This is a genomic window from Geomonas anaerohicana, from assembly GCF_016458305.1.
GTDB classification, from domain to species: Bacteria; Desulfobacterota; Desulfuromonadia; order Geobacterales; family Geobacteraceae; genus Geomonas; species Geomonas anaerohicana.
In genome coordinates this window covers 115,162-136,445 of sequence record NZ_JAEMHL010000001.1, presented here as the reverse complement: position 1 = coordinate 136,445, position 21,284 = coordinate 115,162, and the positions used below count along the sequence as shown (strand labels likewise).

16 protein-coding genes and 4 tRNA genes are annotated in these 21,284 nt (G+C 61.8%); 4 read left to right on the top strand and 16 right to left on the bottom strand.

Annotated elements, in window-relative coordinates:
* Window positions 1–13 precede the first annotated feature (13 nt).
* From JFN91_RS00595 to JFN91_RS00575, 5 genes are read right to left on the bottom strand one after another with little or no spacing between them, the layout of a single operon-like run.
* Window positions 14–1,294 carry an alpha/beta hydrolase gene (locus tag JFN91_RS00595; RefSeq protein WP_199387285.1) on the bottom strand — a complete coding sequence of 427 codons (1,281 nt, stop codon included), beginning with the start codon at window positions 1,292–1,294 and terminating at the stop codon, window positions 14–16.
* Window positions 1,295–1,337: 43 nt separating this feature from the next.
* Window positions 1,338–2,000, bottom strand: coding sequence for a TetR/AcrR family transcriptional regulator (locus tag JFN91_RS00590; protein WP_199387284.1), 663 nt, complete (start codon window positions 1,998–2,000; stop codon window positions 1,338–1,340).
* An 18-nt stretch (window positions 2,001–2,018) separates the two neighbouring features.
* Complete coding sequence (locus JFN91_RS00585) at window positions 2,019–6,443, bottom strand: efflux RND transporter permease subunit (RefSeq protein WP_199387283.1); 4,425 nt, start codon at window positions 6,441–6,443, stop codon at window positions 2,019–2,021.
* Window positions 6,444–6,467: 24 nt separating this feature from the next.
* Window positions 6,468–7,694, bottom strand: coding sequence for an efflux RND transporter periplasmic adaptor subunit (locus JFN91_RS00580; protein ID WP_199387282.1), 1,227 nt, complete (start codon window positions 7,692–7,694; stop codon window positions 6,468–6,470).
* 42 nt (window positions 7,695–7,736) lie between these two features.
* Window positions 7,737–8,366 carry an NAD(P)H-dependent oxidoreductase gene (locus tag JFN91_RS00575; RefSeq protein ID WP_199387281.1) on the bottom strand — a complete coding sequence of 210 codons (630 nt, stop codon included), beginning with the start codon at window positions 8,364–8,366 and terminating at the stop codon, window positions 7,737–7,739.
* Between the two features lie 230 nt (window positions 8,367–8,596).
* On the opposite strand from JFN91_RS00575, the gene JFN91_RS00570 reads away from it, so the two are divergent.
* Window positions 8,597–10,162, top strand: coding sequence for a sigma 54-interacting transcriptional regulator (locus tag JFN91_RS00570; RefSeq protein WP_199387280.1), 1,566 nt, complete (start codon window positions 8,597–8,599; stop codon window positions 10,160–10,162).
* 499 nt (window positions 10,163–10,661) lie between these two features.
* Here the strand turns inward: JFN91_RS00570 and JFN91_RS00565 are convergent.
* The 6 genes from JFN91_RS00565 to serS form a co-directional block, all read right to left on the bottom strand.
* Window positions 10,662–10,738, bottom strand: a tRNA-Arg gene (locus JFN91_RS00565).
* A gap of 21 nt (window positions 10,739–10,759) precedes the next feature.
* Window positions 10,760–10,836, bottom strand: a tRNA-Arg gene (locus tag JFN91_RS00560).
* 8 nt (window positions 10,837–10,844) lie between these two features.
* On the bottom strand, window positions 10,845–11,318 hold the full coding sequence (locus tag JFN91_RS00555; protein WP_199387279.1) for a DUF2155 domain-containing protein: 474 nt from the start codon (window positions 11,316–11,318) through the stop codon (window positions 10,845–10,847).
* 47 nt (window positions 11,319–11,365) lie between these two features.
* Window positions 11,366–11,458: transfer RNA gene (locus JFN91_RS00550), tRNA-Ser, on the bottom strand.
* Between the two features lie 39 nt (window positions 11,459–11,497).
* Window positions 11,498–11,583, bottom strand: a tRNA-Ser gene (locus JFN91_RS00545).
* A 5-nt stretch (window positions 11,584–11,588) separates the two neighbouring features.
* Window positions 11,589–12,857, bottom strand: a complete 1,269-nt coding sequence (serS, locus tag JFN91_RS00540) for a serine--tRNA ligase (protein WP_199387278.1) — start codon at window positions 12,855–12,857, stop codon at window positions 11,589–11,591.
* A gap of 119 nt (window positions 12,858–12,976) precedes the next feature.
* Here serS and thpR point away from each other — a divergent pair, with 119 nt between their 5' ends.
* On the top strand, window positions 12,977–13,513 hold the full coding sequence (gene thpR / locus JFN91_RS00535; RefSeq protein ID WP_199387277.1) for an RNA 2',3'-cyclic phosphodiesterase: 537 nt from the start codon (window positions 12,977–12,979) through the stop codon (window positions 13,511–13,513).
* A gap of 192 nt (window positions 13,514–13,705) precedes the next feature.
* Here thpR and JFN91_RS00530 read toward each other — a convergent pair whose 3' ends face one another.
* The 4 genes from JFN91_RS00530 to JFN91_RS00515 form a co-directional block, all read right to left on the bottom strand.
* Complete coding sequence (locus JFN91_RS00530) at window positions 13,706–14,524, bottom strand: flagellin N-terminal helical domain-containing protein (protein ID WP_199387276.1); 819 nt, start codon at window positions 14,522–14,524, stop codon at window positions 13,706–13,708.
* Window positions 14,525–14,919: 395 nt separating this feature from the next.
* Complete coding sequence (locus JFN91_RS00525; RefSeq protein ID WP_199387275.1) at window positions 14,920–15,624, bottom strand: response regulator; 705 nt, start codon at window positions 15,622–15,624, stop codon at window positions 14,920–14,922.
* Window positions 15,614–17,146 carry a DUF4118 domain-containing protein gene (locus JFN91_RS00520; RefSeq protein WP_328745221.1) on the bottom strand — a complete coding sequence of 511 codons (1,533 nt, stop codon included), beginning with the start codon at window positions 17,144–17,146 and terminating at the stop codon, window positions 15,614–15,616. Before JFN91_RS00520 ends, JFN91_RS00525 begins: the two co-directional genes overlap by 11 nt.
* 116 nt (window positions 17,147–17,262) lie before the next feature.
* Window positions 17,263–19,245, bottom strand: coding sequence for an APC family permease (locus tag JFN91_RS00515; RefSeq protein WP_199387273.1), 1,983 nt, complete (start codon window positions 19,243–19,245; stop codon window positions 17,263–17,265).
* 227 nt (window positions 19,246–19,472) lie between these two features.
* Here JFN91_RS00515 and JFN91_RS00510 point away from each other — a divergent pair, with 227 nt between their 5' ends.
* Both JFN91_RS00510 and JFN91_RS00505 read left to right on the top strand, forming a co-directional pair.
* Window positions 19,473–19,670, top strand: coding sequence for a hypothetical protein (locus JFN91_RS00510; protein ID WP_199387272.1), 198 nt, complete (start codon window positions 19,473–19,475; stop codon window positions 19,668–19,670).
* Between the two features lie 235 nt (window positions 19,671–19,905).
* Window positions 19,906–20,385, top strand: a complete 480-nt coding sequence (locus JFN91_RS00505; protein ID WP_199387271.1) for a class II SORL domain-containing protein — start codon at window positions 19,906–19,908, stop codon at window positions 20,383–20,385.
* A 29-nt stretch (window positions 20,386–20,414) separates the two neighbouring features.
* On the opposite strand, the gene JFN91_RS00500 is transcribed toward JFN91_RS00505, so the two are convergent.
* Window positions 20,415–21,137 (bottom strand): DUF1847 domain-containing protein, encoded by a 723-nt coding sequence (locus JFN91_RS00500; RefSeq protein WP_199387270.1) that lies wholly within the window; start codon window positions 21,135–21,137, stop codon window positions 20,415–20,417.
* Window positions 21,138–21,284: the final 147 nt, after the last annotated feature.

Genomic DNA, 21,284 nt, shown 5'->3' with positions numbered 1-21,284 from the left:
GCGTCCCCCTTCCCTACCAGGCCGACGAGCCGAGCCTGTCGATCAGAAAGGCCATGTTGTCGCGGTATTCAAGATTGCCTAGGTGCCCGCCGCGGGGGTAAACCTTGAGGCGGGGGCCGAAGATCCGACGCAGGTAGTCGAGGTCGCCCGGGGCGAGGATGAAGTCGTCCTCGTTGGTGATCACCCCGACCTTGTCGGTAGAGGCAAGGTAGCTTTCGATGCTCCTGAGGCTCTGTTCTTCGATGAGCGCCTCCTTGTTCAGCCCGGGACGCTTGTTGCGGAAGTAAGGGAAGAAGTACTCGTCGAAGTAATCCAGAAAAGAGATGTGCAGCGAGGTCCAGAAGTAGTCCTGCAGGGAATCGCCGTTTTTGAGTTCGCGGTTCCTCGGGACGATGTAACCGCCGTGGGTCATGACGTCGGAGGTGAAGATCATCCCCGCGGAACTGATGCGGAACGAGACGCCGATGATCCCTCCCCCTTCGTCGGGGCTTAAGAGGTGGGCGTTGTAACCGGCGAAGAGGAAGTCGTCGTCGACGGCGACAAAGTCCCCCTTGCGGTAGAAATCGGTCACCTTCTCCATGACCCTGTTGTAGAAAGCCCCGATCCTCCTCGGGCCTCCCGGTATCCGGTCCAGGAGCCCCTCTATTCGGGCCACCGAGTCGTAAAGGCTGACCGCCGGGTTGATCAGCATCGCCCTGCGGAAGCCGAACACCTTTTTCTCCTCGTCCAGTTTCATGACGAAGGCGGCCTCGGTCCCTCCCAGGCTGTAGCCGGCCAGGAGGAAGCCGGAAACCTCGACCTCCCCCTTGGTCCGTGCCCAGATCCGCTCCATGACGCGGTAGAGGTCGGCGGCATCGTCGGGGAGGTTCCCGGGGACGTGGGTGGTGGAGGCGTCGATGATGAAGTTCGGGAAGGTCGGCGAGGGAAGCCCGACTACGTGGTACCCGGCCCGGTACAGGTTCCCGATCAGGGCGAGCATCTTGCCGGTTTTGCTCCCCCCGCCGGTCCCTGCGATGAGGAAGACCAGGGGCGCCTTGTGGTCCTGGAACACTACCGTGTAGCGCAGCCCCCGGTCGTAGAAGAAGGCCTCTGGCTTATCCCGGTCGGTCTCCAGGATCAGGGTCTTGATGGGGACCTTGCCCGTGGACTCGGCCTTTAGACTCTTGGGGGTTCCTAGGATGGTCGCCGCGTACGAGTCTTCAAGCGGATAGGCGTAACCCGCTTCTTGCGCCAGAGCGCCGGCCGGGAGCAACAGGAGCAACCCGACCATGATGTACTTCCGTATCCTTTCCATTTCGTCCACCTGTTTCACAACCGCTTTTGAGCCGTCACTGTCATCACGCGAACGCCGGCAGCTGAGCCGCATCCCCTTCCGCCGTCGCGACGCCTGCGCGCGCCGGCGCCTTCTCTTGTGCGATGGCATCCCAGCATGAGTCGACCGTGCGCGCGATGCGCTCCTCGTCCAGGTACAAAAAACCGACTGCGTGGGCGCGCACCACCTCGATCAGGGGGCCGCAGGCGAGCGCCAGCAGCATCGTCGGCGGCATCGCCTTGAATACCCCTTCTTCTACCCCCTGGCTGAAGAACTGCAGGATCCGTTCGACCTCGCCGTCCGGCAGGTAGTTCGGCGACACCGCCTTGCGGTAAGGCGAGCTCAGGAACTGATCCGCGAACAGAAACTCCTCCGGAAAGAGCTTGAAGTAGCGGATCACCCCCAGCGCCAGGGACGAAAACCGCTGCCGGATGTCGCCTCGGGGGGGATAGTTCTGCATCACCGCCGCCAGGCAGCGCTGTTCCAGTGCCCGGTAGGCGTCTAGCATGAGGTGGTCCTTGTCCTCGAAGTGCAGGTAGACCGTCCCTACCGCTACCTTGGCAACCCCGGCGATGAACCCGATGGGAGCGCCGTGAAAGCCGTGGTGTGCCACCACCTGGATCGCGGCCTCGATGAGCGCGCAGCGCTTGGCATTGTCCATGTACTGTTTCTCCTCGATGATTTTCATGATGGCAATCCGCCGCTGCTACCGGCTGGTGGCGAGCACGCCCCTGATCCGGTCCAGCTCGGCCTGGGCCAGCCGGTATGCCAGCGCAGCCTGCAACTCGTCCATCTCCGCCCTTTTCAGAGCAGCCACGGCTTCGGCATGCCTTGCCGCGGTCACGGTGCCGGCCTGCAACCGGTTCTCGCTCAGGCGCGCGTTTTCCCGGCGCAGGGCAAGTGCCTCACGGGCGACCTCCACCATCTGTTGCGCACGCTCCAGCTTGCGCAGCGCCTTGTCGATCTCGATGCCGATCCGTTTGTCGATCCGCGCCAGGTTCTCCTCGGCCTGGGACTGCTGGGCCAGACGCTGCCCGAGGTCCGCCTTGCGTTTGCCCCAGTCGAAGATGTTCCAGGTGAGCTCCGCGCCCACGATCCCTATGTTCTTTTCCAGGAAGGGCGCGCCGTCCTGGTAGCCGTGTTTGGCGTAGATGGTCAGGTCGGGGATGTATTCGTAGCGGGCGGCGCGTACCGCGTGGCGCGATTTTTCCAGGGTGCCGCGTGCGGCGAGCAGTTCGCCGTTGCCTGAGCGGGCCTCGTCATAGGCCTGTTCCTTCACCGGTTTGGCCAGTTCGGGAAGCCCTGCCTCGGTGGCCTCAAGCGCTGTGTCGCTCGGCAGCCCCAGGAGGTCACACAACTCCGAGGTCACGTCGGCGGCGCGGTTCTCGGCAATCAGGAGCGCCTGCCGGTTCTGCAGCAGATCCGCCCTCGCCCCTGTCAGGGCCACCTCGAGCACGTTGCCCGCCTTCACCCCGTCCTCGGCCTCGCGCAGGTTTTCCTGCGCCGCGTCGAGCGAGGCGCGGGCGGCGGCGCGCTCCTTGTCGGCCACGAGCAGCGCGTAGTACAGCTCGTGCACGGCAAGGACCGTTTCGTTCTCGGACCTGGAGAGTTCCGCCTTGGCGATACCGCGCTCCGCCTTGGCGATGTCGTTGGCCGCACCGATCTTGAAGAGCTGCGTGGTCGGCTGCGCCAGCATGGTCTCGCTGTACAGCATGGTGGACTTGCTCTGGCTTAGCTTCACCTCCTTGTTGGGGAACTGATCGCCGCCCGCGCTGCCGAGACTCCCCGCCGGTATGGAGATCTGCTGCTTGTCGGACACGGCCATGTACTTCGTGTTGTTGGTGAGCTGCGGGAAGTACAGGGACCGTACCGACGCGATCTTGTGGTCGCTTTCCGCGACCTTGTCCCGGCCGATCTTGAGCACCGAGTTCTGCTTCAGGGCGAGCTCGACGGCCTGGGACAGCGTCAGGGACTGCCGCACCGGCTCGGCGCTTGCTTCCCTCCCCCCGGCGAGCAGCACCATGCCAACGAGCGCGGCTGCGACGGCGGCCTGTTTGCCTAAGGCGCGCCGGGCGGCCCGCGTCTTCACCGCCACGTAGATCACCGGTACCACCAGAAGCGTGAAGAACATGGAGAAGATGAGGCCGAAGGCGATGACGCTCGCCAGCGGGCTCCAAAGGCTCGACCGGGACAGGATCATGGGGGTAACCCCCACGGCCGCCGCCATCGTGGTGAGGAAGATGGGGCGCAGCCGCCTGGCACCCGCCTCCCGCGCGGCATTCTCGAGGCTTTCCCCCTCGGCGACCCGTTCGTTGCAGTAGTCGACCAGGATGATCCCGTTTCTGACCACGATGCCGCACAGACTGATGAGCCCCATGAACGCGGTGAAGCCGAAGGGGTTGTGGGTGATCACGAGCCCTAAAATCGCCCCGAACAGGGTCAGCGGGATCGAGGCCATCACCACCAGCGGGTCGGAAATGGTCCTGAACTGCACCAAGAGGACCAGGAAGATGGCCACCAGGCTGATGGCAAGAGCGGACACCATCTGCGGGAAGGTCTCTTCCTGGTTGTCCTTTTCGCCGCCGTAGTAGATCCGGTACCCGGTGGGGAGCTCCAAGGCCTTGATGCGCGGCATCGCCTGCTCCAGGATTTTGGAAGCATAGCCCCCCGGCTTCTGGAAGGCCCGGATGGTCATGGTGTGCACGCCGTTTCTACGCACGATCCTGCTGGTCTGCCATTCGGGCGCCAGCGTGGCGACGGCGCGCAGCGGCACCCTGGCGCGGGTAAGGTCGGAATTGAGATAGGTGTTCTCGATGTCGCCGAAGGATGAACGCGACGCGGCGTCGAGCCTCAGCTTGATGTCGATAGCCCGGTCCCCTTCCCAGAAGGTGCTGACCGCGGAGCCGTCGAAGGCGCCCGCGAGGGTCTGGGACACCGATGCGTCGGTGAGCCCCAGACGGTTGGCCAGTTCGTCGTTCACCTTGACGTCCACCATGTAGGAGTCGTTGAGGTAGTCCCTGAAGACGTACTCGGTGTCGGGAATGCTCTCCAGGATTCCTTGCACCTTCTCCCCCAACCGCTTCAGCTCGGAGATGTCGTCTCCGGCTATGCGCACCTCGATAGGCGCCTCCATCTGGGCCCCCTGCTGCAACTCTTTCACGATGACCATCGCCTCCGGAGCAACCTTGGCCAAATCGGCACGCAGTTCCTTCACAAGACGCGTGGTGTCCTTCACGGAGGCGGTGTTGACGATGAACTGGCCGTAAGCGGCGTCGGGCTGCTGCGGGTTTACGTTGTAGTAGAACCTCGGGGCGCTTTGGCCGACGAAGGTGGCGTAGTGGGTGACGCCCTTGTGGGCTCCCAGGCTCTTTTCGATCTTTCTAAGGACCTCGTCCGTCGCCTCGATCCTGGTACCCTGCGGCATCCAGACGTCGATCCCGAACTGGTTGCGCTCCGCCGAAGGGAAGAACTGCTGCGGCACCGCGGCAAACAGCAGCACCCCGAAGACGAAGGCGCATCCCCCGAGAGTGAAGCCGAGCCACTTGCGCTTGATGAATATGCCGATCCACACGCCGTAGTTGTCCTGGAGCCGGTCGAGCAGACTCTTCTTCTGCTTGCCGTGCTCCGGCGCGGCGTCGTGGTCGTGCAGCCCCTTCTGGATGAAGAACCGGCACAGAAGCGGGGTCAGGAAGACCGCCACGACGAAGGAGACCGCGAGGGCTATGGCCACGGTGAGCGGGAGCGCCATGATGAACTCGCCCACCGAACCGGTGATGATCAGCAGCGGCAGGAACGAGGCTATGATGGTGATGGTGGCGGTGAGTACCGGCACCAGCACGTCGCTGGCGCAGCGCCAGGCCGCCTCCGCCTTGGGCACCTTGTGGTCCAAAAGCTCGACGTAGTTGTCCGCGATCACGATGGCGTCGTCCACCACGATGCCGAGCACCATGATGAGGCCGGCGATAGAAACCTGGTGCAGGGCGATGCCGAAGGCGTTCATGACACCGAGCGTGCCGCACAGGGTCACCGGTATGGCCAGAGCGGCGATCACGGCGACCCTCAAGGGGAGCAGCACGATGGTGACCAGGACCACCGAGATGATCGCCAGCAGGAATTCGTGGCTCAGCGACTCGGTCCGCTCCTTGACCACCTCCGGCTGGTTGGCGACCAGGTCCAGCTTCACGTCGGGAGGGAGGAGCACCTTGAGGCGTTTGAACACCGTATCCAGCTGTTCCCCCAGTTCCACGATGTTCTTGCCCTTCTGCATCTCCACGGACAGCAGCAGACAGGGGTCGCCGTCGTAGCGGACCATGAAGGTCGGGTCCTGGTAGCGCCGCTCCACCTTGGCGAAATCCTTGATGTAGAGGGGATGGCCGTCCTTGGAGACATCGACCAGGACGTTGCGGATCTCGTCCTCGGTATTGAAGATGCCGGTGGTCCTCAACGGCGCCTTCGAGCGCTCGGCCTCGAAATGCCCGGCGCTTTGGATGGCGTTTCTCTCCCTGAGCGCGTTCACGATCTGGCGGGTATCCGTGAAGTACTGTGCGATCCTCTCAAGGCTCCCGGTGATCCGGATCTCTTCCGACTGGTTGCCGTAGGTCACCAGCTTGCCCACTTCCCGGACCGTGCGCATCTCGTCGTGGATCTTGTCGGCGTAGTCCCTGAGTTCGCGGTAGCCGTACCTCTTGCCGTGCACCGCCACCAGCATGGCCACCGTGTCGCCGAAGTCGGAATCGACCACCGGCCCCATCACCCCGGCGGGGAGCTCGGTCGTGCGCACCAGGTTCATCTCGTGGCGCAGCTTGGCCCAGAACTGGTCCGAGTTCTTCACGGTGTCCTCAAGCTCCACGTTGATGATGGCGACGCCGGGCCGGCTCGTGGAGTAGGTCTTCTCCTTGCGGACTTCGGGGAACTTGAAGATGTGTTTTTCAAGGGTCTTGGTTACCTGTTTTTCCACCTGCTCGGACGTCGCGCCGGGATACATGGCGGCCACGAGCCCGGTCCTTATGGTGATGGTAGGATCCTCGGTCCGCTGCATTTTCAGAAAGGCGTGGATGCCGATGAACACGACCATCGCCGTCAGTATCAGGGTGACGGGTGGATAGCGAAGGGAAAACTTTATCGGTGTCATACTCTATTCCTCTCGTTTGCCGGTCTATTTCCGAGCCGTCTGTTCCGTTGCCGACACCACCGCGCCGTTTCTGAGCTTTGCCTGCCCGGCGAGGACGATCAGTTCGTTGTCGTCAAGACCGCTCTTGATCTCGATGTCCTTGTTGACCGCTGCGCCGATTTCCACACGTTTGGTGTAGACGCGCTTCTGGTCGGGGTAGTAGACGTATACCTGTGTCGCCCCCTGCGGGTCGCGCACCACCGCGTCGCCGGGGAGCGTCACCATGGACACGGTGCGGTTGCCACGGATGGTCGCCTCCGACACCATCCCCACCCTGAGGGCATGCTCCGGGTTGGGGACGCTGATCCTGGTCATGTAGGTGCGGGTATTCGAGTCAGCGGAAACGTTGATGACGCGCACTGTCCCCTGAAAGGACTTCCCGGGGAGGGCCGGTACGGCGATGTCGGCCTTCTGGCCGATGCTGACCAGGTGCACGTCGGTCTCCGGTACGCCCACGCTCACCTCGACCGGGTCCATGCGGACCATCTCGAAGACGAGACGCCCGGCCGCAGCGGTGTCGCCCGGCTCCACGGCACGTTTGGCGATGTACCCGTCCATGGGCGCGTACAGCGTCGCATCTCCAAGCGCCTTTTTGGCGACGTCGAGGTGGGCCGCCGCCTGGTTGTACCCTGCCCTCGCCAGGGCCTTGTCCTCCTTCTGGCCGCCGGCCTTGGCCTGGTCGTACTCCTGTCTGGCGTGCTCGTAGGCCGCTTTGTACTTCTGGAAGTCGTTGGGCGCCAGGCTCTTGGAGTCGTAGAGCATCTTCATGCGCCGGTACTCGTCCTCGGCCCGCTCATACCCGATGCGCGCCTGCTCCAGATGCTCCGGCCGCGCCGAGTTCATCGCCTTTTCCAGTGCGGCCTCGGTGCTGGCCAGCTGGGCGGCGGCGCCTTTGACGGAAAGGTTGAAATCGGTGGGATCGATCCTGGCCAGGACCTGCCCCTTCTTCACGAACTCACCCTCGCGCGGTCCTACGAAGACCACCTTCCCGGATACCAGGAAGGAAAGCGTCGCCGGTGCATTGGGGGTTGCGACCGTCCCGCTCACCGAGATGGTCTCTCGCTCCTGGACCTTCTTGACCCGCCCCACCACCACCGGCACGGCATCCCCTTTGGTTTCCTTGTTGTGTTGCTCGCCACTGCATGCCGCCAGCGAAATTCCCACTGCCGACAGGCAAACGGCCGTCACTGCAGTCTCGAATCTAAATTTCATTGTGATGCTCCTTTTCCTTGTTATTTTCTTCATCGTTGAAGGTTAAAAGGTGCGCGCCAGTCCCAGCAATGTGGTGCGGACGGATTCGTATTCCTCCCAGGAACCCGATTCCGGGTCATCACCCTTGAGCAGAACCGTCTCCTGAGATGCCACACCGAGCACGTTGAGCACCGAGCGGAGATAGGTCACGCTCTGGTCACGCTCCCCGGCCAAGCTGTATGCCGCAGCGGCGTGCAAGTGCAGGGACTTCCTCGGGAGGCCGCGCAGCATCCCTTCGCTGCCGTTAGGTGTCAGCCGATAAGTACGGTCGAGAACGCAGGTGGCATCGACGTACATCTTGAACTCAGCCGGCAGCCACAGGTTCAGGCTGTGGGTGACGAAGACATACTTGTCGCACCTGAGAAACTGGTCTGCGATGCGCCAGATGCGGTTGATCTTGTGCCGCTCTTCGTCCGAGAGCAGCGCGTGGTCCTCACCCCGCTCGACGCGCGCCCAGGCGCTGAGGACGTCCTGGTCGACGCGCTGGATGCTGTCTCGGTACACATCGAGCACCTGGAGTTCGTCCCGCGGGTTCAGGCGCAGGTACTCCTCCAGGAACTCGGCGCCGAGCAGAAGACTGCGCGATGCGGCCTCGGCTTTTACGTTCGCGGTGACATAGAGAATGGTGGCCATGAGTAACCCTTTCCGTTGGATTTCTTGTCATTCTCATAGCGACGACCATGCCAGCCACAGTTATCAAATGATTTCGACATGTTAGGACATGGCGCACAAGTCGTGTTCACAAGATGCCGCAAAAACTATTGCGGTATGTTGTGAAAAAAGGCAGGATTACAGCATTTGGTAGTTCGAGATCCATGCAAGCGACGGGATGCGGTGAAGAGGCGAGGAAGGGAAAGACAACAATGAGCAGCAGCGACGAGTTCATCAAAGAGATAACGCTAAGAATCTGCAGCAGCCTCGATATCAATGAGTCTATGAGCAGCGCATTCGACTACCTGAGACACCAGGTCCCGGTGGATCTGCTCACCCTCTTCATCCTCGACGAACGGCTGGGAGCGGTAAGGCGCATAGCCAACGCCTTCGAGAACAGTTGTCATGTCACCGTGCCGGAAGAGATCCTGCCGCTTCCGGAAGGGCTGCTGGAAAAGGTCGCTGCTCGCAATTTCTCCGCACCTTTTATCGTGGATCCCGAACATGACGAGATCTTCCGGGCCTTAGCGCCAATGATGAATTACTACAAAGGTATTACCGACCTCATGGTCCCCTTGAGGATCAAGGGGGAACTCCTGGGCGGGTTGGTACTGCGCGCGGGGGGGGAAGGGAAATACACGGCGGAGCAGGTCGAGCTGATTGGTGGGATCGCCAAGCCGTTCGCAATAGCGCTGGCCAACGCCCTCGCCCACGAGGAAGTGCTGCGCTACCAGGCGGTGCTGCTCGACGACAAGCGCTTCCTGAACCGTGAGCTGTACGGCGGCGCTGCGGAAGACGTCATCGGAGCGAACACCGGGCTGCGCAACGTGATGGAGATGGTGCGCCAGGTGGCGCCGCTCAATAACACGGTGCTGCTGCTCGGCGAAACGGGGACCGGCAAGGAATTGATAGCCAATGCCATCCACTTCTCGTCGCCGCGCAAGCAAGGGCCCCTCATAAAAGTCAATTGCGGCGCGCTTCCCGACAGCCTCATCGACAGCGAGCTGTTCGGCCACGAGCGAGGAGCGTTCACCGGAGCCCTTGCCGAGAGCAGGGGAAGATTCGAGCGCGCCGACGGGGGGACTATTTTCCTGGATGAGATCGGCGAGCTGCCACTGTCGGCCCAAGTGCGGCTGTTGCGGGTGCTGCAAAACCACGAGGTGGAGAGGGTGGGAGGCAAGAGGGCCATCCCCGTCAACATCAGGGTGATCGCGGCCACGCACCGCAACCTGCAGAGCATGATAACGGAAGGCGCCTTCCGCGAGGACCTGTGGTACCGGCTGAGCGGCTTCCCGATCATCGTGCCGCCGGTGCGGCAGCGCAAAGAGGATATTCCCGCATTGGTCCGCTATTTCCTGGCGGTGAAAAGCAGGGAGTTCGGCATGTCCATCCCCCCCTCGGTGGCGCCCGGGGCGCTGCTGCGGCTCATGGAATACGATTGGCCCGGCAACGTCCGTGAGTTGGAAAACCTGGTCGAGCGCGAGCTGATCCGGCATCGGGGAGGCCCGCTGGCGTTTGACCTAATAGGCCCCAATCGAACAAGAGAGACAAAAATGGTTGCCGTCGGCGACGCCTCGCCTCCCCCCCCTTCCACACTGGACCAGGCGATGTCCGCACATATCATCGAAGCCATGAAGCTCAGCAACGGGAAGATCCACGGTTCCGGCGGCGCCGCCGAACTGCTCGGAATGAATCCGAACACCCTGCGCTGGCGCCTGGACAAACTCGGAATCAGCTACCGCCGCCGGCAGCGGGACAAGAGCACCCATGGGAATTAAGCATCGCTGTCGTAAACGATGTCAGGTTGCCCTGGCAGCCTTCTTAACGATCCCAGCATCCAATCCGGGATAGACCAAATAATCACCACACACTTACAGAAGAGGGCGAAGCGCTGAGAACCCTGTCCTCAAGCCCATGTGTGCGACTTCCTCCGCAGATCCGATGAAGACGCCGAAACGTCTCGCGTTTTCCGCTCGCGAACGGCAGTCAAAGCCCCACAATTGGCTTCTAGACGCCGATGACACAATCCCCAAGGGGAGACTCGCGACAAAGAGGAGAGAGGCGGGGTACGATCGTTTCGTACCAATGGCAGGAACGAGAAAAGAAGCTGTGGAGAGAAGCAGACCCCCATCTTTGGGCTGGGAGCGGAAGGGGGAAAGGAAGTAGTCGCCTTTCAAACTGTTTCATGCCATATCATCACCGACCTCAGGCTCAGAGACCACACGAAACAAAACAGCCCCTCCAGTGAATCTGGAGAGGCTGTTTTGTTTTTCAATATGGCGCGCCCGAAGAGATTCGAACTCCTGGCCCCAAGATTCGTAGTCTTGTGCTCTATCCAGCTGAGCTACGGGCGCAAACTGCGGTGCTACTTTTTATGGCGCGCTCGGAGAGATTCGAACTCCCGACCTACGGATTCGTAGTCCGTTGCTCTATCCAGCTGAGCTACGAGCGCATGCTATATCAACTGGCCTTGTAATCGACCAGTGTGAAACCGTACTGCGGATGCTGAAACGCATGTGTGGTCGGGTAGAGCGAAAACAACCACCCCTTGTAAATCTCCTTCCCCTGCTCCCGGATCACCAGTTGTGCCGCGGGATTCACCAAATCATTGGACTGGGAAGTAAGGGTGGTCCCTTCCATCACGAAATGCGGTAAAAACGTTTCCACCTTGAGCGTCAGGTCCGATCCAGGAAGCTTGAAATCGGAACCTATGTCCAGGGTGTACACCTTCTTCAGGTGGGCGTTCTTGTCGGCGACCTCGATCTGCACCGCCTTCCACTTGCCCTTCACCTGCTCCGGTACTACTACCGTGGAGGGAGCCTCGGTCACCTTAGGTGCAACCGCCGCCTGCTCCGTTTTTTCCTTCTCGTTGCAACCTGCTGCGAACCCGAGAGCGATGAGAGACAAAACCGTCAGTTTCATCAACCGCTTCAACAGAACCTCCGGCGCTGCAAGAACCGCACTGCGTACTGCAAAAAAAGTGGCGGAGAGCGAGGGATTCGAACCCTCGATACCGGTTTCCCAGTATACACGCTTAGCAGGCGTGCGCCTTCGACCTACTCGGCCAGCTCTCCGTTTCAACCTCTACTGCTATGTGTGCTGCGCTAAATCAATGGCGGAGGAAGTAGGATTCGAACCCACGGAACTTTCGTTCAACGGTTTTCAAGACCGCCGCCTTCAACCACTCGGCCATTCCTCCAAAGCCTAGCTGATGCGCTCCGCTCCGCCCATGTAGGGCCTGAGCACCTCGGGGATCAGCACCGAACCGTCCGCCTGCTGGTAGTTCTCCAGCACCGCAACCACGGTTCTTCCGACTGCGAGGCCCGAGCCGTTCAGCGTGTGGACAAATTCCGGCTTTGCCTTCTCGTCCGGGCGGAAACGGATTCCGGCCCGACGCGCCTGAAAATCTTCAAAACAGCTGCAGGAGGAAATCTCCCGGTAGCAGTTCTGACCCGGCAACCATACCTCGATGTCGAAGGTCTTGGCGGCCGAAAAACCTATGTCACCGGTGCAAAGCTCGACGACCCGGTAAGGTATCTGCAGCCTGCGCAGCACCTCCTCGGCATTGCCGAGTAGCTTCTGCAACTCCTGGTAGGATTGCTCGGGGGTGGTGAACTTGACCAGCTCGACCTTGTTGAACTGATGCTGCCTGATCAGGCCGCGCGTGTCCTTGCCGTATGAACCGGCCTCCTTGCGGAAGCAGGGGGTGTAGGCACAGTACGAAATCGGCAGGTCCGATCCCTTGAGGATCTCGCCGCGATGTATGTTGGTGACCGGAACCTCAGCCGTGGGGATGAGAAAAAAATCGACCCCTTCCAGGTGGAAGAGATCTTCCTCAAACTTGGGCAGTTGGCCCGTGCCGGTCATGCTGTCCCTGTTTACCATAAAGGGCGGCAGCATTTCAATATATTTATGCTCGCCGGTATGGAGGTCGAGCATGAAGTTGATCAGCGCCCTCTCCAGCCGTGCGCCGAGCCCCTTGTACAGTGTAAAGCGTGCTCCGGTGAGCTTGGCGCCCCGCTCGAAGTCGAGAATGCCCAGGTTCTCGCCGATCTCCCAGTGCGGTTTCGGCTCGAAAGAGTAGTTCTGAATCTCCCCTTCCAGGCGCACCACGACGTTGTCCGCTTCGGACTTGCCTACCGGGGTGGTCTCGTTGGGGATGTTGGGAACGGTGAGGAGGAAGGCCTGCAGCTCCTCTTCCACGCTCTTCAGCTGCTCGTCGATCCCCTTGATCTGCTGGGAGACCTCGCGCATCTGCGCCTTCTTGTCGTCCGCCTGGCTCTTGTCCTTCAGGCGGGCGATCTCTTCGGTGACCTTGTTGCGTAACGCTTTCAGCGTCTCGCTCTGCTGAAGCAGTTCCCGGCGGCTACCGTCAAGCTCCTTGAAGCGGGCGATATTGACTCCCTCGCCCCTGGTCTTCAACCGGGCTTCTACAGTCTCCAGGTTTTCGCGTAAGTATCTAGCGTCGAGCATGGATGCGCCTTTACTTTCAGATCACCAAAGCTATACTGTCTAACATTCAAATTTGCCTTAGTCAACTCTTTTTTTCGAGCGCCGACATTATCCGCGCAGCCACTGACAGGAGCAAAACCATGGCCAGACTGTTCATAGCCGTCGACTTACCTGAGGACATCAAGGCTGCTCTGTCATCGTTTAACGCCTCAATGCCCGGCCTGCGCTGGGTGCCCCCCGACCAGATCCACCTGACCCTGCGCTTTCTAGGGGACGTCCTGCCCCAGGCCGGCGCGGCACTGAAGAAGAACCTCGCCGCCGTCAGCTTCACCCCCTTTCCGCTCACCCTGCGCGGGGTGGGGCACTTCCCGCCGCACGGCCACCCCAGGGTGCTCTGGGTCGGAATGGAGGAGTCCCGGCCGCTACTTGCCCTGCAACTGCAGGTAGAAAGCGCCGTGACCGGGGCCGGCATCCCCCCCGAGCAACGCGGCTTCTCTCCGCACATCACCCTGGCCCGCATCAAGGAAAACGCCTCCGCCGAAGTGGCGCGATTCGAGGCGACCCACCGCACCCTCAGCTTTCCCCCCTTCAGCGTTGAAGAGTTCATCCTCTTCTCCAGCGTCCTGACTCCCAAGGGAGCCACTCACCGCAAGGAAGAAATCTACCGCTGCAGTTGAAAGAGAATTATCGGATGACGGCAAGGAATATGGCCGGGGCCGCCGTTTGTGCAGGGCACGCCGGGGAAGGTCGTGGTCAATTTTTTGTCGAAGGGACGGATTCAGGGGCGCCGGTGGGTCAGTCGTTCACCACTGCGGGGGAGGGATAAGGGTCGGCCCGGAGAGGAGATCCCCCCCGGGCCGGGTTGAGGTTTAGAAGAGTTTAAGTACGGACTGCGCTGCCTGCGAAGACATGGAGAGCGAGGTGGTACCCAAGCTCTGGCGAGTCTGCAGCATCAGCATGTTGGCGCCTTCCTGGTTCATATCGGCCAGAGTCAGGTTGTCGGCGCCGGTTTGCAGCGTGCTGATCATGTTGTCGGTAAAGGTCTGGCGGGTGGTGATGATGTTCAGGTTTGCCGCCAGGGTTTGGGTGTTGCTCCTCAACGTGGAGATCGCGGTGTCCATCTTGGCCGTGTCGGTGGTGATATCCGAGTTGGTAGCCCAAGCGCTGCTGGCACCGGTGAGGCTCAGGCCACTGGCGTTGGCCAGGAAGCCGACGACGTCGAGGCTGGAGCTCGCGTCCTCGTTGAAGTTCACCGTCAGAGTGTTGGTCGAGCTCAACAGGTTGAGACCGCGATACCCGGAGTCGGACGAGATGTTGTCGATCTGGCTCCGGATAGTGTCGTACTGCGTTGCCAGTTTGGACCTGGTACCGGTGTCGCTGGTGGACAGTGCGGACTGGGCAATACCTTTAGCTGCGTTGATCAGGCCGGTGATGGCCGTGATGCCCGCGTTGGTGGCGCCGACAGTCTGCACCGCCTCCGACATGCCGTCCTTGCGGTCGGAAAGGTCGCTGGCGCGCTGGTTCGCATTTTGTGCGGCAAAATAGTTGGTCGGGTTATCAAGTGCACTGTTCACCTGCTTACCCGAGGACAACCTCTCCTGCGTTCTGTTCAGGAGCTTGCTGGTCGACTGGAGGTTGAGGAGGTTGGTTCTCATTCCTGCTGTTAAAGAGATATCGCTGGTTGACATGGTGTTTCCCCCTTCTGGTTTTTGATTCCGGCTTTCTTGCCGGTTTTTTGTACTGCGGCCGATAGGGAGACCCTGTTTTCACCATGTGTGCCGTTTTTGCGCCGGAGGCCCGGGCGCACCGTTTCCCCGCGTGCATCCGGCTGCGACAAGGACGCGGCCAGCGCGAAGACAACTGTTATCATTTCAAATGGTTATTTACCGTGGGCGGGACAAATCGTGCGGGGACAAAGGCAGCAAAAAAAATTTAGTGGGAGTTGCCAGGGCGGGACACCAAGGTGCCCCAGACAGGCGTTGTTCGATGGAAGTCAAAAAACCGTCATGACGTTCCTTGCATCCGCCGCGGCGCTGTCAAAAATAATGAAGATGGCCGGGCGGCACAACCAATGAAGGAGACGCTACTCCGACTTGAGCCGGTAACCGACCCCCGCCTCGGTGAGAATGTATCGGGGACGCGAGGCGTCGGACTCGATCTTGCGCCTGAGGTTACTGATGTTGACCCGCAGGACGTGAGGCTGCTCGAGGTAGGCGACGCCCCAGATCTGCCTGAGGATCTGGCTATGGGTCAGCACCTTGCCGGCATGGGTCACCAGCATCCGCAGCAGTTCGTACTCCGTCGGGGTCAGCTGCACCTCTTCCCCGCGCACGGTCACCCTGCGGTGGGGCAGGTCGACCCGGAGTTCGCCCACCTGGAAAACCGGCTCCGGCGCCTGCTGTAGCGAGCGACGCAGCGCCACCTTGATCCGGGCCAGCAGTTCGCCGATGCCGAAGGGCTTGGTGAGGTAGTCGTCGGCACCGGCGTCGAGCGCCTGCACCTTCTCGTCCTCGCGCTCGCGCACCGAAATGACGATGATGGGGAGCTGGGACCACTCGCGTACGCGCCGGATCACCTCGATACCGTCCAGGTCGGGGAGCCCCAGGTCCAGGAGGATGACGTCGGGGCGCACCGCCACCGCGGCGGCAAGCCCTGCGTGGGCGCTGTCCGCGAGATGGACGGAATAGTCGCCGGTATCGAGCGCCGTCTTCAGAAAGCGCTGGATGGCCACCTCGTCGTCGATCACCAGCACCCGCGGCAGGTTGCTCTTTGCTTCCTCACCCTTCATCGGCTCTCCTTCCTGCCGCGGCACCAAGCGGCACCTCAACCACGATTCTCAGTCCTTTCCCCTCCCGGTTCTCCGCCCGGATCGCGCCGCCGTGCGCCTCGACGATACCGCGGCAGATGGAAAGCCCCAGTCCCGTCCCCCCGACCACCTCGGGGACCGGAGTCCGGTAGAACTTCTCGAAGATGCGGGGCAGGTCCGCCTCGGGAACTCCCGCTCCCCGGTCCGACACGCCCAGCACCAGCCGTTCGCCCGCCACGCTGGCCGCGATCTCCAACTCCCCGCCGGCTGCGGCGTGTTTCAGGGCGTTGTCCAGCAGGTTCACCAGGACCTGGAGCATCAGCACGAAGTCCAGGGAGACCAGGGGGAGTCCTGGAGCCAGCCGCACCGACACCGCGATCCCCGCCAGGCGCGGCTCCACCGTGGCCAGCGCCGTCCCGATCAGGTCCTGCACGTCGCACGGTTCCTTCTTCAGTTGCAGCACGCCGGCCTCGAGGCGGGTCATGTCCAGCAGGTTGCCGACGAAGCGGTTCAGGCGCGCCGCCTCCTCGCGTGCGGTCTGCAGCAGCTCGTCGCGCGAGCCGCTGTTGAGCTTGTCCCCCTCTTCCAGCACCGCGCTCAGGGCGCCGGTTATGGCGGTGAGCGGCGTGCGCAGGTCGTGGGAAATAGAGTTGAGCAGGGCCCGCTCCAGGTTCTCCCGTTCCTTGAGAAGGCGCGTCTCCTGCGCCTGCCGCAAAAGGCGCAACCGCTCCAGGGCCATGGCAATCTGGGTTGCGTAGGCGCTCAGCAGCCGCTGCAGTTCCATGTCCAGCCGCATATCCTCCTCTTCCAGCCGCAGGACCAGCACCCCGTGCGTCTCCGCCAGCGCCTTGAGCGGCACGTAGGTCAGCCGCTCACTGCCGTAGGAATCGGTCCCGGCCCCGGCCAGGCGCCGTGAGCGCAGGCACCACTCGGCCACCTGCAACGCCTCCGGGGCAATGGAGAAGTCCTGGCTCGCCGCAGCCCGCGCCAACGCCCCCTCCGGCCCCAGGAGCAGTGCCACCTGCCCCCCCAGCGAGTCCTCGAGATTGGCGACCGCCGCAGCTGCCAGGGAAGCCGTGTCCGTCGCGGCGGCGAGATCGCGGCTCAGCCGATACAGGCTCGCGGTCTGCCGTTCACGCACCCTGAGCGCCTCGAGGCTTTCCCGCGCCTTCGCCACCAGTGAACTGATCACGAGCCCCACCGAGAACAGGGCGAGGAAAGTGACCAGGTATTCCTTGTCCGCGATCCGGAAGGAGAGGCGGGGCGGCACGAAAAAGAAGTCGAAGGCGAGCACGCCGAGCAAGGCGCTCAGCAGCGCCGGCCGTCGCCCGAGAAAGAGCGCCGCGAGCACCACGACCAGCAGGTACCCCATCACCATGTTGACCGGCGAGAGATACGGTCGGGCCTGGTCGCATAAAAGTGTCGCCAACGCAACCAGTGCCGCCGAGGCTGCATAGCCGACCGCTCCGCCGTACCAGGCGGCGTGGGGCCTGCGGCGCAGCACGGCTCTCTCTAATGTGGATGCTCCCCGGCTTTTGCTCATATTTCGAATCTAGCAGAACTACCCGTCCACACAAGCGACTTTGACGCCTTTTCTGGAAACCGTTACCATGCCGCCCTTCAGATACTGACCCGTATCGGCAGGATCACCGTGGTGAGTCCGTCCCACTGCAGGCGGCGCTGGATGGCGAAAGCGGTCTCGTTATGCAGCATCCGGTGGTAGAACTTTTCCAGCCGGAAGGTCAGCTGCCCGGTGAACACGGTGGAGCGGGGATATTCCTCGCCAAGCTCCCTGCATATGCCCACTACACTCTCCACCACGTCGGTCGCCACCGCGAGCCGGTAGTCGGCGGCAAAGCCGAGCCTGCGCGCCAGCGTCACGTACTTCAACAGCCCCTCCTGCACCGACCTCTCCAGCGCCTCCAGCTCCTCCGCCCCCTTGAAGGAACCCGAGTCGATTACGGCAACCGAGACGAAGATGACGTTCTTGTAGGTCTTGGGAAAGGTGGTGAGGATGGACAGCAGCGTGTGCACCCCGAAGCCCGAATACGCTGACACGAGCTGTATCGCGGTGGGATCGTTGCGCGAAGGTGCCGCTTCGTTGACCGGGCCCGTGGTTGGAAAGTCGAGCAGCGCCTCGTCCAGTTGTTCCATCCCCTTGCGTACCGACTGGTAGTGGCCGCGGATCAGATAGCAGATGCCGATCACGACCGAGGTGATGAGCAGCGTGAGCCACCCCCCTTCGGCGAATTTCTCCACCGTGGTGACCGCCAGGATGGTGGCGCAGAGGACCAGGCCGACCAGGTGCACCGAAAGGTGGCGCACCCACTGCGCGTCCTCGCGGCGGCGCTGGATGTAGAACCGCGACATGCCCAGCTGCGACAAGGAGAAGGTCAGGAAGACGTTGATGGAGTACATGACCACGAGCGCCGAGACGCTGCCGCCGGTGTAGACCAGGAGCGCGATGGAGGCCAGCCCCATGAGGACGATGCCGTTGCGCATGGTGAGGCGGACCGAAAGCGCGGCGAAACGGTGCGGCAGCCAGGAGTCGACCGCCATGTTGGACATGACCCGCGGTCCGTCCACGAACCCGGCCTGGGCTGCGACCAGGAGCAGGGCACCTTCCGAGAAGATGGTGACGAAGGCAAGTACCCCGCCCAGCGGCCAATCAGCGAAGAGTGCGTCGGCCAGCACCGAATTCAGCGTTTTTCCCTCCACCGGCCTGACCCCGATCAACGTGTAGCAGAGAAAGAGCAGGCCGGCGGTGAACGCCAGCGAGCTCGCCATGTACATCATGGTTCTCTTCCCGGTCTGCACCCGCGGCTCGCGCATGATCTGCAGTCCGTTGGAGACCGCCTCGATGCCGGTATAGGTACCGCCCCCGAGGGAATAGGCGCGCAGAAAGAGCATCATGATACCGAAGACGCCTATGGTGGAGAGGTCGTGCGAGAGTCCCGAGTGGAAGCCCACGGCAAGCGGGGCGAAGCGGTCGGTGTGGGTGAAGATGCCGTCCAGCAGAAGGAGCACGTGCGTCGCGACAAAGACCATGAAGATAGGGGCCATGACGGCGATTGATTCCTTCACCCCCCTGATGTTCAGGACGATCAGCACCACGGCGAGGACGCAGGCCACCTCAACCTTGTAGCCGTGCCACGCTTTGGGGATGTAACTGAACAGGGCGTCGACGCAGGAGGCGATGGAGACGGTGATGGTCAACACGTAGTCGACCAGGAGCGCGCTCCCCGAGACCACCCCCGCTCTTTCCCCCAGCATGTGCGTCGCCACGATGTAACCGCCGCCGCCGTGCGGGAAGTGCTCGATGATGCGGGAGTAGGCGTAGGAGATGGTGAATACGGTGAGGGCCGTGAATACTCCGAGCGTGATGGCCAGGTAGGTGTGGCTGCCCAGGGCCCGGAACGCCTCCTCGGGGCCGTAGGACGATGAGGAAAGTCCGTCCGCGCCGAGTCCCACCCAGGCCAGAACCGGGACGAGGGACATCTTGTGAAAGAGGCTGGGATCCTTCAGATATTTAGGCGCTCCGAAGACCGCAGTCGCCAGTCGCCTGACCAGGTTTTGCCTTGCCGCTGGCTGTTCCTGTCCCATGGTGTTTCCTCCCTTGCCGTTTGGCACATCTCCGGCTCTGGGACCATGCTAGCGCTTTCCGCATCAAGGGGGTGTCAAGATGCACGTCGCCCCATCAAGAAAGTATCAAGACGGCAGGTTGCCCGTCTTGACGACTTCGTGACCTCTTCGGGCTCCATTTTGATCCTGCCTTTATCGGCAAAGCGCTATGGTGAAATCAGGGAAACGCAAGAGGGGGGGAGGACAACATGAAAGTCTATCTTTTCAATACCGAAGACGGCCTTTACCTGGGTGAGGATTTTGCGGACGACGCCATGACCGGCGGCTGGGATCTCCCGGTGGGCACGACCGCAATAGCGCCTCCCCCCTATGGACGGAGGGAGGTGCCGGTGTTTGTTGCTGAAGAGAACAGGTGGGTACTGCGGCCCGTCCCTGCTACACCATGACCATAGGCCCTTTTTGAAGCAAAGGCGAGGACATCCGCAATATTCTATTAATAGGACCAGGACTGGGCGCAGATAGGATATGATCTTTTTCTCTCTCAACTCGCCTTGCCGCTACATGCCCCCCCGCCTTTATTGCTATTTGAGTAACCCTGCATTGACTTATCACGTCCAGCCAATAGACTCTGATTGGGCACAATCGTTAACAGACTGGAGACAATGCCATGAGGAGGTTTCAATGAACAGACGGGCTTTTCTGAAGACCACAGTTGCCGGCTCCTTTGTCGCGGGCTTCGCTGGAACGGTTGCTGCGGCCGAGCGTTATTTTCCCACCCCGGTGGACATGAAGCTCTTCGAGACAATCAACAGGGTAAAGGACCCAACGAAAAAGACTCCGCTTGAGAAAAGCCATGCGCCTGTCATCACCGCTCCTACCTCAGTAACGGCCGGCACGCCTTTCACCGTGGAAGTATCGGTTGGTGAAGTGCTCCACGGCATGATTCCGGCCCACTGGATAGGCTTCATCGAGCTCAGCCTTGGCAATGAGCCCGCGGGAAGAGTGGATCTGCAGCCGAGGGGGTACCTGGTACCGAAAGTTGCCTTCACCGTTGTGGTCCCCAAAGAGGCCGCGTCGACCGGGAAGGTGACCCTGGTGGCGAAACAGCAGTGCAACCTCCACGGTCTGTGGGAAGGTACCCTCGACATAGCTGTGACCTGATCCCAGCCGATGAGTCTGGAGGCGTGGGGTCATTCGACGACCATAGGCCCCTTTTGCAGCCGCTTGTAGTAGAAGTTCTGGCCGTAAAGGACGGCGGCGGGGTTGTGGCCGGTGACGCGGTCCTTCACCACCAGGGTGGTCACCGGGGCCTTCGAGTACTTGTTGAAGAGCATGTCGTGCCCGACGCACAGGCCGACGATCATGTTCATGTCGGTATCGAGATCGTTGCAGATCTCCGCCTGGGCGATGGGGTTGCAGGCCGGCTCGAAGGTTCCCGGGCGCACCTTGTCGCTCTCCGCCAGTCCCAACTCCTTCTTGTCGATGCTCCCCGCCTTGCAGCAGACGCTTAAGGGGGTGAAGCCCTGGGCCTTCAGGATGGCGACCAGCCGCTCCGATTCGTCGAGGAGCCCGATGCAGGTGGCGATGCCGATCCTCTGGTATCCCATGAGCTTGGCGAATGCGATGGTGTCCTCGACGCGGGTCCAGCGCGCGTTGACGGCGTCGCTGCCGGGGATGGGCTGGTAGCAAAGTCCCTCCACGCGGGCCGCCACGAACGCCATCTTGGCGTCCTCGCTCTCCCCTTTCATCAGCTGCGCCGTTTCCTCGACCACCTTGGCGTGCCGGTCGGCAGGGCAGTTGCCCGGCCTGGGCGGCGCCGTGGCGGGATCCCCGCTCCAGCAGTTGGTGGTCCCTTTCTTCTGCCAGACCGCGCTGCAACTCGCGCAGGTCACCTCGGCGTACTCCTTTTCCATGTCGCCCTCCTGTAAGCTTGAACCAATGACTATTAACGCAAAGTCGCAAAGACGCAAAGCAGGCAAAACATCGAAAAATCACCGATACGACATTGTGGCATGTTGCCACGAAGCACTGCACTTGCCCCAGCGTTCCCCCCCAGGGGG